Source organism: Corallococcus silvisoli (genome assembly GCF_009909145.1).
In the GTDB taxonomy this organism is placed as follows: Bacteria; Myxococcota; Myxococcia; order Myxococcales; family Myxococcaceae; genus Corallococcus; species Corallococcus silvisoli.
The window spans coordinates 381,572-396,735 of sequence record NZ_JAAAPJ010000009.1; the positions used below are offsets into that span (position 1 = coordinate 381,572).

Annotated in this window: 14 protein-coding genes; 10 read left to right on the forward strand and 4 right to left on the reverse strand. The window is 67.8% G+C overall.

Going from position 1 to position 15,164, the window contains the following annotated elements:
• The first annotated feature begins 208 nt into the window (after positions 1-208).
• The 6 genes from GTY96_RS20245 (at position 209) to GTY96_RS20270 (ending at position 6,366) form a co-directional block, all read left to right on the forward strand.
• Positions 209-1,555 (forward strand): TolC family protein, encoded by a 1,347-nt coding sequence (locus GTY96_RS20245; protein ID WP_255442462.1) that lies wholly within the window; start codon positions 209-211, stop codon positions 1,553-1,555.
• The gene (locus GTY96_RS20250; protein WP_143904351.1) at positions 1,536-2,927 is read left to right on the forward strand and encodes a multicopper oxidase family protein; all 1,392 of its coding nucleotides are present in this window, start codon (positions 1,536-1,538) and stop codon (positions 2,925-2,927) included. Before GTY96_RS20245 ends, GTY96_RS20250 begins: the two co-directional genes overlap by 20 nt.
• Before the next feature lie 183 nt (positions 2,928-3,110).
• Positions 3,111-3,917: an acyl-CoA desaturase gene (locus GTY96_RS20255; protein ID WP_143904349.1), complete on the forward strand. Its 807-nt coding sequence runs from the start codon at positions 3,111-3,113 to the stop codon at positions 3,915-3,917.
• Positions 3,918-3,935: 18 nt separating this feature from the next.
• Entirely contained in the window at positions 3,936-4,241 is a 306-nt protein-coding gene (locus tag GTY96_RS20260) for a PRC-barrel domain containing protein (protein ID WP_186002002.1), read from the forward strand.
• A gap of 174 nt (positions 4,242-4,415) precedes the next feature.
• Positions 4,416-4,850 carry a PH domain-containing protein gene (locus GTY96_RS20265; RefSeq protein ID WP_161665532.1) on the forward strand — a complete coding sequence of 145 codons (435 nt, stop codon included), beginning with the start codon at positions 4,416-4,418 and terminating at the stop codon, positions 4,848-4,850.
• Positions 4,840-6,366 (forward strand): PH domain-containing protein, encoded by a 1,527-nt coding sequence (locus tag GTY96_RS20270; protein WP_143904344.1) that lies wholly within the window; start codon positions 4,840-4,842, stop codon positions 6,364-6,366. Before GTY96_RS20265 ends, GTY96_RS20270 begins: the two co-directional genes overlap by 11 nt.
• 124 nt (positions 6,367-6,490) lie before the next feature.
• Here GTY96_RS20270 and GTY96_RS20275 read toward each other — a convergent pair whose 3' ends face one another.
• Entirely contained in the window at positions 6,491-7,258 is a 768-nt protein-coding gene (locus GTY96_RS20275) for an SDR family NAD(P)-dependent oxidoreductase (RefSeq protein ID WP_143904342.1), read from the reverse strand.
• 121 nt (positions 7,259-7,379) lie between these two features.
• Here GTY96_RS20275 and GTY96_RS20280 point away from each other — a divergent pair, with 121 nt between their 5' ends.
• Positions 7,380-7,772, forward strand: a complete 393-nt coding sequence (locus tag GTY96_RS20280) for a winged helix-turn-helix transcriptional regulator (RefSeq protein WP_161665533.1) — start codon at positions 7,380-7,382, stop codon at positions 7,770-7,772.
• A 241-nt stretch (positions 7,773-8,013) separates the two neighbouring features.
• On the opposite strand, the gene GTY96_RS20285 is transcribed toward GTY96_RS20280, so the two are convergent.
• The gene (locus GTY96_RS20285; RefSeq protein ID WP_161665534.1) at positions 8,014-8,214 is read right to left on the reverse strand and encodes a hypothetical protein; all 201 of its coding nucleotides are present in this window, start codon (positions 8,212-8,214) and stop codon (positions 8,014-8,016) included.
• A 260-nt stretch (positions 8,215-8,474) separates the two neighbouring features.
• Complete coding sequence (locus GTY96_RS20290; protein WP_143904337.1) at positions 8,475-8,957, reverse strand: hypothetical protein; 483 nt, start codon at positions 8,955-8,957, stop codon at positions 8,475-8,477.
• A 128-nt stretch (positions 8,958-9,085) separates the two neighbouring features.
• Here GTY96_RS20290 and GTY96_RS20295 point away from each other — a divergent pair, with 128 nt between their 5' ends.
• Both GTY96_RS20295 and GTY96_RS20300 read left to right on the forward strand, forming a co-directional pair.
• Entirely contained in the window at positions 9,086-10,699 is a 1,614-nt protein-coding gene (locus GTY96_RS20295) for an LVIVD repeat-containing protein (protein ID WP_161665535.1), read from the forward strand.
• Positions 10,700-10,722: 23 nt separating this feature from the next.
• On the forward strand, positions 10,723-11,004 hold the full coding sequence (locus GTY96_RS20300; protein ID WP_161665536.1) for a hypothetical protein: 282 nt from the start codon (positions 10,723-10,725) through the stop codon (positions 11,002-11,004).
• On the opposite strand, the gene GTY96_RS20305 is transcribed toward GTY96_RS20300, so the two are convergent.
• Positions 10,987-13,413 (reverse strand): Ig-like domain-containing protein, encoded by a 2,427-nt coding sequence (locus GTY96_RS20305; protein WP_161665537.1) that lies wholly within the window; start codon positions 13,411-13,413, stop codon positions 10,987-10,989. The two genes, GTY96_RS20300 and GTY96_RS20305, sit on opposite strands and share 18 nt — an antisense overlap.
• Positions 13,414-14,704: 1,291 nt before the next feature.
• Between GTY96_RS20305 and GTY96_RS20310 the strand changes: the two genes are divergently transcribed.
• Positions 14,705-15,157 carry a C40 family peptidase gene (locus GTY96_RS20310; protein WP_255442458.1) on the forward strand — a complete coding sequence of 151 codons (453 nt, stop codon included), beginning with the start codon at positions 14,705-14,707 and terminating at the stop codon, positions 15,155-15,157.
• Positions 15,158-15,164 lie beyond the last annotated feature (7 nt).

Sequence of the window (15,164 nt, forward strand, 5' to 3'; positions counted from 1 at the left end):
AGGCGTGCTCCGCCGGACGCCGTCATTCCGTGGGGTTGCGGCACCCAGCGCGGTGGCCCGGCCCTTGCTCAAGGGGGCCCGGTGTCCTGGCTCCCGTACAGGCATGCCCATTCCGAGGTCTCGTGTGCACTGGAAATCCTCCTGGCTTCTCACCGTTCTCCTCCTCGCGGGCTGCGCCTCCGTCCAGAAGGAGCGCGGCCACCTGGAAGTGGCGGCACTCGTGGAGGAGCGGACGGGCCTGAAGACGCGTTGGAACCAGGGGACGCCGGAGGACGCCCAGGTTCAACAACACCTGGATGCCCTGCTGGGCAGCGACCTCACGTCGGACCGTGCCGTGGAGGTCGCGCTGCTCAACAACCCGTCGCTCCAGGGGACGTACGAGGAGCTGGGCGTGTCCCAGGCGGACATGGTGCAGGCCGGGCTGCTGACCAACCCGTCCTTCAGCGGGAGTGTCGGCTTCCCGCTGTCCTCGGAGGGCGTCACCGAGTCCGAGTTCTCCATCGTCCAAGGCTTCGTGGACCTCTTCACGCTGCCGCTTCGCAAGCGGGTGGCGAAGGAGCAGTTCATCGCGGACACCCTGCGCGTCGCGCATGAGGCGCTGGCCACCACGGCGGAGGTCCGCCAGACGTTCACGGAGGTGCAGGCCCGCCAGCAGCTCGTCGCCTTGCGCCGCGAGGTGGTCCAGGCCGCGGACGCGGCGGCGGACCTCTCCGCGCGGCAGCGCGCCGCGGGAAACGTCACGGAGCTGGCCCTGGCCACGGAGCAGGCCTCCCTGGAACAGGCCCGGCTGGAGCTCGCGCAGGACGAGCTGGCGCTGTTCGAGGCCCGTGAGCACCTCAACCGCCTGATGGGCCTCTTCGGCGCGAGGGTCCAGTGGACGCTGGTGGAGAAGCTGCCGGAGGTCCCCACCATCGAGTCCTCGCTGGAGCACCTGGAGACGCTCGCCATCCGGCAGCGGCTGGACATCGACGCGGCCCGGAAGCAGGCCTCGCTCCTGTGGAACGCGCTGGAGCTGGCGCGCAGCACGCGCTTCTTCGGTCGCGTGGAGGTGGGCGTGCACACGCACCGCGACGCGAACGGGCCGCGCCTCTTTGGCCCCACGCTGTCGCTGGAGCTGCCCATCTTCGATCAGCGGCAGGCGCTCATCGCGAAGCTGGAAGCCCAGTACCGCCAGGGCGAGGACCGGCTGACCGAGCTGTCCGTCAACGCCCGCTCGGAGGTGCGCGCCACCCGGGCGAGGCTGATGACGCTCCGGAACATGGCGGAGCGCTACCAGAAGGTCGTGCTCCCGCTGCGCACGACCATCGTCGACGAGTCCCAGCGCCAGTACAACGCGATGCAGATCGGCCTCCCGGCGCTCCTCCTCGCACGGCGCGAACAGGTGGAGGCCTGGAGGGCCTACCTCGAAACAGTCCGCGACTACTGGATGGCGCGGGCCGACCTGGAGCGCCTCGTGGGCGGACGCCTGCCCACGGGCCCTCTGCCCACGGGCACCCCCGAAGCTCCCACGCCCACCCCTTCCCCGGAACCCACCCATGAACACCACGACCACTGACGACCCCCAGGGCGCCCCCGAGGACACGCGGTCCGAAGAGCCCCGAACCGGCCCGGACGTTCCCGCCCTCACGCGCCGGAGCCTGCTCGCGCGCACGGGCGCCACGCTGGCGACAGGCGCCCTGCTGATGCACGGCCGCGACGCGCGGGCCCAACCCGCCGCGCCTGGCGCGAAGCAGGCGCACCTGCCGCCAGGACGAGAGGGGCGCGACTACCGGCCCGTCGTCGTGCCCAACGGGGCGAAGCTGCCCTGGCGGGACGTGGGCGGCGTGAAGGTGTTCCACCTGGTGGCGCAGGAGGTGGAGCACGAATTCGCGCCCGGCCTCAAGGCCACGTGCTGGGGCTACAACGGACACGTGCATGGGCCCACCATCGAGGTGGTGGAGGGCGACCGCGTCCGCTTCTACGTCACCAACAAGCTGCCCGCGCACACCACGGTGCACTGGCACGGCGTCCTGCTCCCCAGCGGCATGGATGGCGTGGGGGGCCTGAACCAGAAGGCCATCGCGCCGGGGGAGACGTACCGCTACGAGTTCACGGTGCGCCAGTCCGGCACGTGCATGTATCACTCGCACCACGACGAGATGACGCAGATGGCGCTGGGCATGGTGGGCATGTTCATCATCCACCCGCGCAAGCCGGTGGGACCGCGCGTGGACCGGGACTTCGCCATCATGCTGCACGAGTGGCGCATCGACCCGGGCGCGCGGCGCCCGGACCCCAACGAGATGACGGACTTCAACATCCTGACGATGAACGCGAAGGCGTTCCCCGGCACGGCTCCGCTCGTCGTGCGCCAGGGCGAGCGGGTGCGGATCCGGTTCGGCAACCTGAGCGCGATGGATCACCACCCCATCCACCTGCACGGCTTCCAGTTCCGCATCACCGAGACGGACGGAGGCCGCATCCCGGACAACGCGCAGTGGCCGGAGACGACGGTGCTGGTGCCCACCGGGAGCACGCGCACCATCGAGTTCGTCGCGGACGAGCCTGGCGACTGGGCCATGCACTGTCACATGACCCACCACGTGATGAACCAGATGGGCCACGATCTGCCGAACATGATCGGCGTGAAGCCCGACGGCCTGGACGCGAAGGTGCGCCCGCTGCTCCCGGGATACATGACGATGGGGCAGACGGGCATGGGGGACATGGGCGGCATGCACCACATGCCCGTGCCCGCGAACTCCATCCCCATGGTGGGGGGCAAGGGCCCCTACGACGACATCACCATGGGCGGCATGTTCACGCTGCTCAAGGTCCGCGCGAAGCTGGACGGCGAAGGCGATCCGGGCTGGTACACCCCACCGCCGGGAACGCAGGCACAGCTGGCCCAGGCGGACGAGCTTCGCCGCGACGGCATCGACGTCTGAGCGTGGCCGGCAGGGGGCGTGTCTGTCCTCGCCTCGCCCCACGAGCGAAGCAGGCACGGGGGGAAGAGCCTCCGTGCGAAGCAGCCCTGGGGCTCACGGCCGTTGCACTCGGGCCGGAGAAGTCCCATGGGCCTTTCGGCGGGCGTCTGACAAGGGGCTGACATGGAGGAGGTTCCTTCCTGCATGATTCCCTACTTCTTCGCCGCGCACTGGTCCCTCAGCGTCCTCAGTCAGAGCCTCTTCCAGCACCGCTACGCCGCGCACCGGATGTTCACGATGGGGCCGCGCACCGAGCGGGCGATGCACCTGTCGACCGCCTTGATTCAAGGCTCGAGCTATCTGGACCCGCGCGCCTACGCCATCCTGCACCGGGAACACCACGCGTACGCGGACACGGAACGCGATCCGCATTCCCCCGCGCATCAGAAGAACCCGCTGCGGATGATGCTCGAGACCGCGCGCCGCTACACGGGCCTGCTCGCCCGGCGAATCCCCTCCGAAAAGCGCTTCCTCGGCGGTCATCCGGAGTGGCCCGCGGTGGATCGCCTCTTCAGTCGCTGGCCCATGCGCGTCGCCTTCGGCGCCGCCTACGCGCTGTTCTACCGGCGCTTCGCGACGCGTCCCTGGCATTGGGCGCTCATGCCCTTGCATCTCGTGATGGGGCCGGTGCACGGCGCCATCGTCAACTGGTGCGGCCACCGGTATGGCTACCGCAACTTCGCGAGCCGCGACGACTCCCGAAACACCCTGCCGTTCGACGTGCTGTGCATGGGCGAGCTGTTCCAGAACAACCACCACGCCCGGCCGGCGAGCCCCGACTTCGCGGCACGACGCTTCGAGCTGGATCCCACATGGCAGGTGATGCGGCTGCTCGCCCGCCTGAAGCTCATCCGCCTGACGAACGTGCCGCAGGGTGAGCACGCGAAGGACCGCCCCGCCCTGGCGCGGGAAACCCAGAGCCCGCCGCTGACAGCATCCCCATCCTTGTGAGTGGAAGGGAGGCGGCACATGCGATTTTCGGAAGCCGTCGTCCAGGGGCGCACGGTCGTGGCCTCGGGAGGACAGACCCTGGGGACCGTGGAGGCGTTGACGATTGACGATGCGTCCTGGCGGGTCGAAGCGCTGCACGTGAAGCTTCAATCAGCATCCGCCGATGAGCTGGGGACGTACTGGAATTACTTCCGCGCGGCGCGCATCGACGTGCCCACGCGCCTGGTCCAATCCGTGAGCGACACGGTGCTCCTCGCCGTCAGCGTGGAGGAGCTCCGACAGGTGCTCGACCAGGAGCCAGGGGCCGCGCCAGCGCCGTCCTGAGCCCCGGGCCGCGCGCTGAGACGTCACCCTTGAAAATTCTGAATACGGGTTCAGTCGCACAGCCGAGTTCCAGCGGGAGAGGCCGGATGAGGGTAGATTCGGGGCTCCCCTGGAGGAGACGCGATGACTGCCCCGTTGCCGCCCCTGGAACGCCTCCCACGTGGAGCGCTCACGTTGTTCCGCATCCGGGCGTTGCTGCGCATGGGGGTCTATGGCGCGATGGCCCTCGCCGTGGCGCTTGCGTTGACGTTCGCGGGCAACGAGCGCTGGCCGTTCCTGCTGCCGTGCGCGGTGGTACTGGGGCTGAGCGTGCTGACGGCGTGGTATCCACAGCGGGCGCATGAGCGTTGGGGGTGGGCGCTGCGCGAGCACGACCTGATCATCTCGCACGGGGTGCTCCTGCAGCAGGTGGTGTCCATCCCGGCGGGCCGCATCCAGCATGTGGACGTGCACCAGGGCCCCATCGAGCGCTCACTGGGGCTCGCGCGCCTGCAGATCTTCACGGCGGCGGGCAGCGGCGCGGACGGAGAGATTCCGGGCCTCACACGGGAGACGGCGGACGCCCTGCGCGAGCGACTGGTGCGGCGCGAGGCCGACGATGTCGTCTGAGCCAGAGGCCCCGCCCGCCACGCAGGAGGTGCCCTGGAAGCGGCTCAGCTCGAAGGCACCGCTCGCGGCGCTGGTGCCACTGTCGGCGAGCCTCGGGCGCCTGATGCTGGGGGCGCTGCTGCCCGCGTACTTCGCTGGCGAGCACGGCCCGCCGGGGTTCGCCTGGGTGTTCATGTCGGGCATCGCGGCGCTCTTGCTCGCCGGCGGGCTCTATGAAGTGGCCACGCTGAGCTACCGCGTGGTGGGCGCCCAGCTGGAGATCCGCTCTGGCGTCTTCACCCGCTCGTCGCGCTTCATCGAGGCCGCGCGGGTGCAGAACACGGAGGTGCTTCAGCCCTTCATGTCGAAGCTGTTCGGGCTGGTGGAGGTGAAGGTGGAGACGGCCTCCGGAGGCAAGGCGGACGGCCATCTGCGAGGCCTGACGCCGGAGGACGCACAGGCGTTGGTCCTTGCGCTCCAGGCGGTGCGCGGGGAGGCAGGTACGGCGGGGCCGCTGCCCGGCGACCCCGCGCGGGAGGAGCGAGTGCTCTCCGAGGCCCACCTGGGAGGGCTGCTGCTCTACGGCGCGACCGCGCTGGGAGTGGGAGTGATCGCGGTGGCGCTGGGCGCGCTGCATGAAATCACCGAGACCTTCCAGAAGCTGCTGCGTCCCTGGATGGAAGCGCATTGGGACGCGGTGGCGGCGCCGGGCATGGGCTGGCTGGCCGCGACGGTGGCGGCGCTCATCGGGCTGCTCGGCCTGTGGCTGGTGAGTGGTGTGCGGGCGGTGTTGCGCTTCCACGGCTTCCGGCTGGTGGACACGGGCACGCACCTGCGCGCGGTGGGTGGGCTCATCACGCGTCGTCAGGTGACGGTGCGGCGGGCGCGCATCCAGCAGGTGGTGCTGGATGAGCCGCTCCTGCGTCGCACGCTGGGCTTCGGGTCGGTGGAGGTGGAGACCGCGGGTGTCCGCGGCGGCCAGGAGGCAGCGGACCGCGCGGAGCTCCTGGTGCCGGTGGTGCCCACGGCGCGCATGCCGGAGTTGCTTCGGGAGTTCGTGCCGGAGCTGCCCGACGCCCTGGGGTCCCTGCCCCTCCAGCGAGCGCATCCCAAGGCGCTCCTGCGTGCCCGCATCCGGGCGGTGGGGTTGAGCGTGCTGGTGGCGGCGCCCGCGACCTGGTTCTGGGGGGCGTGGGGCGCGGTGGCGTGGCTCCTGCTGCCCGCGCAGTGGCTGGGGGCGTGGTTCGACTGGCGGTTCCAGGGGTGGCTCGTCACGGACGCGCTGGTGGTGGTGCGCCAGGGTTTCTGGAGGCGCCGCACGACGGTGGTGCAGCGCGCGCGCATCCAGTCCGTCAAGGCACGTCAGGGTCCGCTGGAGCGCGGCTATGGCATCGGGCACGTGCGCATCGACGTCGCGGGTTCGCACGTCATCCTGCCGAGCGTGGGATGGGCGGAGGCCCAATCCCTCATCGACGTGCTCCCAGCGAGGCGTCCGTCGCGCAGCCCCCAGCTCCCGGCCGTGCGGCTTCCCGGATAGCGGGCCACGTGCGTGCGGCTCGACTCCCCCCAACGTTCAAGCGCTGGCGGTGTGCGAACCCCGCGACCTCCCGGTGCGACCTCGAACAAGACAAGATGTGCGCAGGTAACGAGGTCGATGAAGGTCAGAGCCGATAGCCGCCGGTGGCTTCGATGCGCTGGCCCGTGAGCCATCGCGTATCGTGCGAGAGCAGCGACGCGATGATGTCGGCCACGTCCTCGGGTTCTCCAAGACGACCGAGCGGCGTCTCGGCGACGACTGCCTTCCGAAGCTGCTCGTTGGTGCGCATGAACCCGCCGCCGTAGTCGGTGACGATGCCGCCAGGAGCCACGGAGTTCACGGCGATGCGGCGTGGCCCAAGCTCAAGGGCGAGCACCCGCGTGACGGCTTCGAGCGCGCTCTTCACCGCCGCGTAGACCGAGACGCCCGGAATCGTGTAACGCGTCAACCCCGTCGAGACGTTCACGATGCGGCCTCCGTCGGCGAGCACGGGCAGGAGCTTTTGCGTGAGGAAGAACGGGCCCTTGAAGTGGACGCCGACGAGCGCGTCGAACGTCGACTCGGTCGTCTCGGCGAAGGACACCGGGCCACCCGCGCCACCGTTGTTCACGAGAAAATCGAGACGCTCGCGTGACCACGTCTGCATGAGCTGTGTCTTCACGTCGCCAACAAACGCATCGAACGTGTCTGTCATCGCGAGGTCGAGCCGCAACGCGACGGCCTTGCGGCCCTTGTCGCGAATGCTCTCGACGACGTCGTTCGCCTCCTTCTCGGCGGACACATACGTGACGATGACGTCGACACCTCGCTCGGCGAGGGTGAGCGCGGTGGCCCGACCGATGCCTCGGCTGGCTCCGGTGATGAGGGCGACGGGGGTCTTCTCGATCGACATGGGAGTCCTTTCAAGCCCGACATGGGCTTGCCGACTCTTGATGGCGTACAACTCGATTCGTAGCTAGAGACTCTTCGGTCAACTACGAACATCGTGGTTCCATAGGAACCCAAAGGTAACCATGCCCATCATCAAGGAGCTACCGCACGTCCCGGCAGAACGCGCGCTGCGGGTGATCGGCGGGCGCTGGAAGGTCTTCGCGCTCTACTTCCTGTTCGACGGCCCGAAGCGTCTCTCGGAGCTGCGTCGCCTCATCCCCGACGTCAGCCAGAAGATGCTCGTGCAGTCACTGCGCGAGCTGGAGGAGCACGGCATCGTCCACCGCGAGATCTTCGCCGAGGTGCCTCCCCGTGTCGTCTACACCGCGACGAAGCTCGGCATGAGCTTGCGGCCAATCGTGGGCGCGCTCTGCGATTGGGGAAAGAAGCACAGAAGCGAGCTCGAGGCCGCCGCTGCGAGCGGCGCCAAGAACACCACGCAACCGAAGCGCGGCACGCCGAGCAAGTCGAAGTGACAGCGGCGGTCGCATGGAACCGCGAAGCCGCGGTGAAGGAACCATGCGGGAAGCAGGCGTCGCGCCGCCGCCCACGCCCGCGAACGCTCGTCCGCGGTGGCGCACCCTGCTGCGGACGCGGGGAGCAGATGGTATGTGGCCGACGTCCGGCGGCATGGGCAAGCTACGTCCATGGCAAGACGCATCCGCCGCACTGTCATTAGGGCCCTGGAGACGAGGAGGCGCACGTGACGGAGGAGTCCTACGCCGCGAAGTGGAAGCAGTACCGCCGGAGGTGGATTGCCTTCGTCACCTTCATCGTCGTTGGCTGTGTCCTCGCCGCGGTCTTCACGGCCCACTCATCCTCACGCACCTGGAACAGCGTCGTCGTCTGGGCGTGGTTTTTCGGCTCCGCGGCCCTGGGCTGGTACGCCAATTCCTGGCGCTGCCCCCGGTGCGGCAAGCGGTTCCACCCAAGGGGGCGTCATTGGAGGCCTACGTCCGTCATACAGTCGTGCGTCCACTGCGGTTTGCCGAGGTACGGCGCCAGCCCCTCGGGAATCAACGGCGTGCGGCCCGGTGCCCACTGAATCCTCAGCCCCCGCAAGCCGCTCGCCCGATGGCGGGCGAGGAAGCGCTGGATGTCGCGGGGCGTCGTCCCCAGGTCGGCGGACACGGCAGATTCTTCCGGGCCGTGAAAGTGAAGAAACGATTCAGCAAGATTCAGGGCTCGCGGAAGCCGCCGCGCACCCACTCGTTGGCGACGTCCCGGGTGAACTTGAAGTTCGCCGACACGCGATGTTTCGCGACGGTCGCGCCAGCGTCGTCGATGGCCGAGAGCAGCGCGTGGGGTTCATACTCATCGGCCACCATCTCGAGCCGGACCTCGTACCAGCGGCCCTCCCAGGCGATGGAGAGCTTCTTGGTCATGGCCTGCTCGCGCTGTCGCGCGGAGCGATCCAGGACCTCCGAGGCCGTCTTCACGAAGGTCGCGAACGCCGTCGCGTCGAAGGGTTTGGGATTCTTCTTGTCGCGGCCCATCACCCACGGGCTGATGAGGACGGGCTCGGAGATCCCCTGCTTGCGGATCTCCACGGCCCAGCCGTCGTCCTCCTCGTTCTTGATGACCTTGGCCGTCCAGCCGTTCTTCCGCCAGAACGTGGGCTCCATCACTTCGGGTTCGGAAGGTGTGCGCTCGTTGCTCATGGGCGTTGCTCATACTCCCCCCCGGTGACACCTCGCCAGGACACAATCCTGGAACCCGGCGCATCACGGCGGACCTGCGGGGCTCCTCTCAAGTCAGAGACCACCTCTGCCAGCAAGGGAGCCTATCAATGACCTTTCTTCCCCGGTGTCTGGGGGCACTGCTGCTTGCTTGCCCCACGCTGCTGACGGCCTGCGCCGACCCCCAGGGGACACCGGACGCCGGCACGCCCCCTGTCGTGGGGTGGGATGGCACCTCCACTCCCATTGAGGAGAAGGGCGACTGGATTGACCGCGGCGTCTTCGCTTCCTGCAAGTTCACTCCCCCGCTCGGAACCCCGCTTGACTGCGACACCCCTGCCCTCTTCGACCTGTCGAGGTGCAACCTGGGGGCGCTCAGCACGGCGGCACGGCACGGCATCTACCAGACGGAGCTGCGCTCGACCTCCGGCGAGTACCCCTGGGGGGGCGCCGGCATCCTGCTCCCCGAGGATGGCGGCGCCGGAACCCTGAATTTCACCCCCCTCACCCGGCAGCAGTTCGATGACCAGGGCCTGTTCCTCGCGAACATCTTCACCACGACCCGGGGTGTGGTCACGAAGTATGCGCTGGCGGGCTGCGACGCTCCCGAGCCCAACCACATCACCGGCTGCTATGCGTTTTGTAGCAACGGCGTGCTCGCGGAGAAGGGCACGTTCGACTCGGAGCGCATGACCTGGGGCCGCGGTGAGGCCGAGTCCTCCGGGGGCCTGAACCTCGTCTCCGAATCCTTTGTCGGACTTGGCTTTCCGGCGGACGTCTACGTCACGAAGAACCATGCCTACGTGGTGTCCATCCAGCTCAAGAACTACATGCCCTCGGGTGGCTTGACTGTCTTCGACGTCAGCGACCGCCGCCACCCCGTGCTGAAGAAAGTCATTACCCTGCCGGACGATGGGTACTGGAACGCCGCGTGGGCCAAGGACGACGTCCTCTACATCGCCACCCGCGCTTCCGGCGTCATCCTCTATGACATCTCGAATCCGGGGGACCCGACCTACCTCCGCAGCGTGCCCAGCGGCGCGCCCCTGGACGTGCACACCCTGTTCGTAGAGGGCAACCGGCTCTATGCCATGGCGCTGCGGCCCCAGCAGACGATCATCTTCGACATCACGTCACCCCAAGCCCCTGTCCTGCTCAACCGCTTCACCTTCTCGTCAGAGGAGTTCGTCACCAGCTATCCGCATGACGCCTTCGCCTACGAGGGCCGCCTCTACATCAACCACACGGATATCGGCTTCCTGGTCACCGACCCGGGCGACCCCATGCAGGTCAAGGAGCTGGGTCGATACCACTACAACCGGCAATACAGCCATGCCAGCGCGGTGGGGACCTTCGCGGGCCGCACCATCGCGTTCGAAGGCGGTGAGCAGGAGGGCGCGCACCTTCGCGTGCTGGATGTCACGGACCCGGCCCACATCCAACTCATCGCCGAGCGCCGGCTGCGCCCCACCACCTCCATCCACAACATGATCCTGAAGGGCACCCGGCTGTACGTCGCCTGGTACCAGGAGGGAGTGCGCGTGTTCGACGTAGCCAATCCCACACACCCCAAGGAGATTGCCTATTTCAACACCTATCGTGAGACCGACCCGAAACGGCTGGGCTTCGTCTACGAGGGCGCAATCGGAATGCGCGTCCCGGGCGACGGGTATGTCTATGTGGTGGATTCAGCGCGCGGGCTGCTCATCTTCAACGAGCCCTGATTCACGGCCCGGAAGAATCTGCCGTGTCCGCCGACCTGGGGACGACGCCCCGCGACATCCAGCGCTTCCTCGCCCGCTATCGGGCGAGCGGCTTGCGGGGGCTGAGGATTCAGTGGGCACCGGGCCACACGCCGTTGATTCTCGAGGGGCTGGCGCCCACCATTCTGGGATGCAAGGACGGCCTCTCCAAGATGAAGCGCATGCAGGTGGCTTTCGCTCACCACCTGCTCGACGTCGCCCGCGCCTATCCCCGCCACCGCGTGGCGGCAAGTCGTCCGAGGCGTGAATCAGTACACGACGACTGAGCCGTAGACGCTGGTGCCGTTCGTATAGGCGACGAGGGCGCCGCCGTTCGATGGGAGCGCCGCGACCGCTGGCGCGGCCCCCGGCCCCACCGTCCTGGCATCCGTGGCCAGAATCATGGTGGCCCCCACGAGCATCCGGTCCAACTGGATGTCGCCCGTCCCCCGCTGGGACGCGATGTAGGCATTGCCGAGCGCGTCCGCGTCAATCGTCCGGAAGGCCGCGGGACCGACGTCGGTGGGCAGGCCCGGTACCTGGGTGCTTGTCCCTGGCGCGGACACCGGGATGACGTCCACGTTGTCATCCCCGAAGGAGCCCGTGACGTAGATGAAGCCGTTGGAGCCCGTCCAGTCCGAGAAGTAGGCCTGGCCCGGCGGGGAGCTCTGCGGGCCGAAGGTGCCCCCCTGGTCGCTGCTGCGGTGGATGCGGAAGGAGGGGTCGTCGCTCACCGAGAAGACATCTCCACTGATCTTGTCCACGACAACGTCGAAATAGACATTGTTCTGGTTCACATCCGTCACGCTGAAATCGTTCGCGCCTCGTGCGAAGTTCCTGAGAACGCGCACCCCGGTGCTGCTGCCTCGAGAGACGGAGATGTAGAGGGCGTCGCCCCTGGAATCCATACTGAGAGTGGGGTTGGCTGCCGACGTGAGGGTTCGCGGCGCCTCCCAACTCGCCCCCGCGTCGACGGTCCGGGTGAATACGAGGGAGCCCGCGCTGGTGGCCGCGACGTAGGCGACCCCCGTGGGGCCTCCTTCAATCGCGACCTCCGCCGCGTTGGTGATTCCCAGGGGCGTCGGCCCCACCCAGGTGTGGCCCCGGTCCAAGCTCACGCTGACATGGACCGCGCCGCCGCACCTCATGACGACGTAGAAGCGCCCCAGCGCATCCACCGCGACCTTGCGCCCGGTGTTCGTGTTGGCGGTGGTGCAGTTCAGAGTCCCGCTGATGAGCGTGGGGGGCACATTCGAAAAGGCATCCAGTTGGCACTCGGCGTCGCAGCCATCGCCGGGGGTCGTGCCGCCATCGTCGCACTGCTCTCCCGTGGCGCTGTCGACCAGGCCGTCGCCGCAGACCTCCACGCCCTGGCAGTCAGCGCGACAGCCGTCCCCCGCGACGCGGTTGCCGTCGTCACACACCTCACCCGAATCGAGGTAGCCATCGCCGCAGACCGGCGGCCCCCGGACGGTGAGGGTGACGGTCGCGATATTGGAGGTGAGCGCGCCGTCGCTGGCGGTGAACGTGAACGAGTCCGCCCCCTGGAAGTCCGCGGCGGGTGTGTAGAGCATCTGGGCGCCCGTGCCGGACAGGGTCCCGTGCGCGGGAGGTGTCGTCACGGTGAACGTGAGCGCGTCCCCATCCACGTCCGTAGCCACCAACGTGATGGGCGTCGACGTGTTGTAGCTCACCGTCACCGCGGAAGAGGTGGCCACGGGCGCGTCGTTGACGGGCGTCACTGTGACCGAGACGGTGGCCGTTGCCTGCTTCTTGCCGTCGGAGACGGTGACTTGGAAGGTGTCCGTTCCGTTGAAGTTCGTATTCGGGGTGTACGTCACCGACGCCCCGGTACCCGTGAGCGTTCCATGGATGGGCAGCGTGAAGGAGAAGGCCAGCACGTCACCGTCAGGGTCCACCGCGGGGATGGTGATGCCGACCGAAGTGTCCTCGGGGGTGGTCGCCACGACGTCCTCGACCGTGGGTGCTCGGTTGTTGTCACAAACGCTGGGCTGCCCCGTGCAGGTGTAGCCCGGCTCCACCTCGCAGACACTGTTGCAGCCGTCGCCAGAGCGCTGATTGCCATCGTCACAGGCTTCGAACCCGCCCAGCACTCCATCACCACAGACGGTCCGCAGCGACGTCTCCACCGCGTCCACCAGGTAGAGCGCGAGCACGGCACCCTTCAGCCGTACGTAGCGATAGGGCACGTTGCCCGGGTATTTCGCCACCGCGATATGGGTCCCCAGGCCCAGCTCCACCAGGTGCAACGAACTGGAGCCGATGAAGGTTCCATCCGCCTTCAGGAAGTCCACCTGCGCCACGAGCGCCAACGAGAGGCCCTGGTAGTAGACGCGCAGGTCGCCGGTGCCTTCCTCGTTCTGGCCCAGGTCCAGCACCAACGCCGTGTTGAGCAGGCCCAGCACTGTCGCGGCCCGCCCGTCCGGAGCCCCCAGGGCCGCGCTCGCGTTGAGCACCGTCGCCGTGGTTCCCGAAGCCACCGCGTTCGCATACGGGTCCCACGCCAAAGCGGCTTCTGGACCTGTGTGCGTCAACGCCCCGACGTCCTGGACCGACATCTCACCCTCTGGAGGACGGACATTCTCCTCCAGGGACTCCACTCCACACGCAGCCAGCGACAAGGCTAGCGTCATGCCCAGCGCCCACGACCACGGCCCACCAGAGCGGCTTCGCATTGAGTGTCTCCCCCCCGAGGAGCAGGATGAAGTCCGGAATGGACCGCCCGCCCCTCACGGAATGAACGACACCACTCCTCACCGCGAACGCTTCGAGGCGCAAGACACGGATGGCCAATGTCTTCCAAACGCCAATCGATAAGCACCCAAGTCCCGGAACCCACCCACGGGCTGGCCGCGAACAGGTCAACACCATGAAGTGGATGCGATTTCGGGTCCTTGGGGTGTCCTCCGAAGTACGCGGCTGGCTTCTCGGAGGCTGCGTTCAATGTCATCCAGAAGGGAGAGACCGAAGCGGCCGTCATGCAGCGGTTGGGCAAGCCACTCACCAGGGACTCCGAAGCGACGGTCGAGGAGTGGTGCTTCGAAAACGGGCAAGCCAAACCGGGCCTACGCGCGTTGCTACCGCACTGACCAGTCCCTGGAGCGGCTTGCGGAGCGCGGCAGCTTCGGCCCCGGCGAACTGGACATGTCCGTCCCTGGCTGGCGCCAGGAGTTGGGGCCGTAACGTCCTGTGCCTGTCTACATGAGCGAGACGCTCATCGCAGTTGTGCGGTGAGCGCCGTAGAGCCTCGCCTAGCTCAACCAGTCAACGGAGGAGTTGCAGGCCCCCCACTGCGCGTCAGTGAACGGCAGGGAGCGGTGCGAGCAGACCGTCTGCCCCCAATCGTTGCAATTTTTCGTCACAGCCTTGCTGCCATACCAATTGGTGCCGCACTTCACAAGGCAACACTTGACCTGTCCGTCGACAACCGCAGTGCCCTGCTCAACCTGTCCAAGATAGCCCTGGAGGGCCTCGCTGGGCTGCGAGGGAGTAGGCTCGGTGGCCTCGGGATCCCCACCACAAGCAGTGACCACAAGGGAAAGAGAGAGAGCGATTGGTGCAAGCAGTCTGTTCAACATGGCTGGCTCCTGTGATGGCGGCCCGGTCATCGGGCGCCATGGACCAAACGTAAAGCAAACAAGCACTAAAACTCAACCTATCCGGATTAACGCTGAATTCGCAGATCTGATGGCACCCTGGGAGGTCGCCGGGAGCACGGGGCACTCACGCTCGGGTGAGGTGCCGCCCCCTTCTGTCGGCCATGCCCCCCGTCAGCACCGAGTCCGCCGTCCTCATGCTGGCCGTGGGCCAGCTCCTTGTGACCAAGGACTCCGGATCGAATCTTCCCTAATGGGCCCTGGCCTCTATGCTCTCGTCTGCCCATGAGACTGGGCAGACCGAGAAGGAGCGGCCCATCGTCGTGGCGCCCCTTCTCTGGTCCACACCTCGATCCCTCCGGAGCCCGCCGTGCCCACCAGCTTGCAGCGCGCCGCCTTCCTCCAGTCTGTCCTTTCCCAGATGCATGAGCCCTACCGGTGGAACGGGAAGGGACAGCGCGCCTCGCCGGAAGGCCCGCGCCTCTTCGATTGCAGCGGCCTCGTGACCTGGGCGCTCCACCAGGTGGGCGGCCCGGACTGGCGTGTGACGCACAACACGGACAGCCTCTGGAGCGCCTGCTCTCCGGTGGCGAGCGCGTCGGACCTGCTGCCCGGGGACCTGGTGCTCTACGGCAAGGGTGGGGACCCGGACCACGTGATGGTGCACGTGGGAGCGGGCGTGGTGGTGGGCGCGTCAGGAGGCAGCAGCAAGACGCTCACCCTGGAGGACGCGGCGGCTGCCGGGGCGAAAGTGAAGTCCTTCACGCGCGTGGAGTACCGGCCCGATGTCCTGGGCTTCCGGCGTCTCCCCTTCGCCTCCTGATTGAGCG

Bases quoted from the DNA above. Each gene is read 5' to 3' on its own strand.
- GTY96_RS20250 (WP_143904351.1), top strand. From the start codon at position 1,536: ATGAACACCACGACCACTGACGACCCCCAGGGCGCCCCCGAGGACACG.
- GTY96_RS20270 (WP_143904344.1), top strand. From the start codon at position 4,840: ATGTCGTCTGAGCCAGAGGCCCCGCCCGCCACGCAGGAGGTGCCCTGG.
- GTY96_RS20305 (WP_161665537.1), bottom strand. From the start codon at position 13,413: ATGCGAAGCCGCTCTGGTGGGCCGTGGTCGTGGGCGCTGGGCATGACG.
- GTY96_RS20295 (WP_161665535.1), top strand. From the start codon at position 9,086: ATGACCTTTCTTCCCCGGTGTCTGGGGGCACTGCTGCTTGCTTGCCCC.
- GTY96_RS20280 (WP_161665533.1), top strand. From the start codon at position 7,380: ATGCCCATCATCAAGGAGCTACCGCACGTCCCGGCAGAACGCGCGCTG.
- GTY96_RS20260 (WP_186002002.1), top strand. From the start codon at position 3,936: ATGCGATTTTCGGAAGCCGTCGTCCAGGGGCGCACGGTCGTGGCCTCG.
- GTY96_RS20290 (WP_143904337.1), bottom strand. From the start codon at position 8,957: ATGAGCAACGAGCGCACACCTTCCGAACCCGAAGTGATGGAGCCCACG.
- GTY96_RS20255 (WP_143904349.1), top strand. From the start codon at position 3,111: ATGATTCCCTACTTCTTCGCCGCGCACTGGTCCCTCAGCGTCCTCAGT.
- GTY96_RS20275 (WP_143904342.1), bottom strand. From the start codon at position 7,258: ATGTCGATCGAGAAGACCCCCGTCGCCCTCATCACCGGAGCCAGCCGA.